Origin of the sequence: Psychroflexus sp. MES1-P1E, assembly GCF_002836055.1 — a bacterium.
GTDB lineage: Bacteria > Bacteroidota > Bacteroidia > Flavobacteriales > Flavobacteriaceae > Psychroflexus.
Window position 1 is genome coordinate 1 of the sequence record NZ_PJBS01000297.1, and the last position, 1,196, is coordinate 1,196.

The following is a 1,196-nucleotide window of genomic DNA, read 5'->3' on the forward strand; positions in this document are numbered from 1 at the left end:
CTGCAATTACCGATTCGGATCGGACACTTTTTTCTGGGTTGTATGGGGAACTTTAAGGAGTTGTTTGCTTTATTAGGACGGCAAATCTATGACCTAGGAAGAGCATTGCCAAGTATTTTGTGCTTGACAGCGTAGAAAGCGCGCTTTCTGAACGTTGGCACGTTAGAAAATACTTGATTAATTTCGGGAAAATTTTTGACAAAGTCAAGTATTTTGAACAATTATTGGCCTAATAAAGAAAACAACGGCTTTTTTTATTGCCCTTGAGCGACGAACCTTATCAAACATAAAGTTCATAGCTCAATGGCAAGCCCAGAAAAAAATGCTTATAAAATGTTCCGGATCGGCAACTGTTCCTTTGCTTTTTATTCTTAATTTTAGTAAAATAAAAATTAAAATATAACAGCAGACAACATACTGTATAATTAATATCACCCTGCGGGCGATACTAACCATACAGCTATCGTTAGTGGCAATTATAACGAACAACAGAAAACTATGAAATCAATAATTACAATGGGAATATTAAGTGGATTTTTATCTTTATTTGGTTGCAGAAATAGAACCGACAACACCGAAAATGTTGTTCAACGAGCTAAACAAATTGAAATTGCTCAATTGAATGGAGAACTTACTCTTTTAGAACAAAATAAAACTGAATTTGATTTCATAGGAATTACTTCTAATGGAATTGATTGTATTTATTTCGTGAAAGAAAACGGAAAATTCCAAATTGAATTTGAAGCTATGACCGAAAACCAAATCCCTTATATGGACAAGTTAAAATCATTTGCAAATCAAAACGGATATGAAACTCAAATGACAACTTATGGAAACAGACCGAATTATGACGCTAAAGAAGCTCCTGTTTTGAAAATAATAACTAATTCAAATCTTGAGAAGACCACTGAAATAGGACAGAAAATTCAAAAAGACATTTTTAACAACAGGGCAGAAACGAAATATGATGTTGTACCATAAATAACAGCCACTAACAGCGGGTATAAGAAATAGCGGGTTCAGTGCTAAATTAAAGGTCAGTGCTTTTAATAAAAGTCAGTGCCAAACTGAAAGTGAATTGCTTTTTAATCCGCTACTTCTTATACACGCAAACCGTTGTGTGTAATGCAAAAAAAGCTTTTCTACCATTGAAAATTACGATATGATTTTAAACTATATTAATTGGAATCTTGACC

1 protein-coding gene is annotated in these 1,196 nt (G+C 33.3%); it reads left to right on the forward strand.

What is annotated here, in order from left to right:
* The first annotated feature begins 498 nt into the window (after window positions 1-498).
* Complete coding sequence (locus tag CXF67_RS09880; protein WP_145990457.1) at window positions 499-981, forward strand: hypothetical protein; 483 nt, start codon at window positions 499-501, stop codon at window positions 979-981.
* Window positions 982-1,196 lie beyond the last annotated feature (215 nt).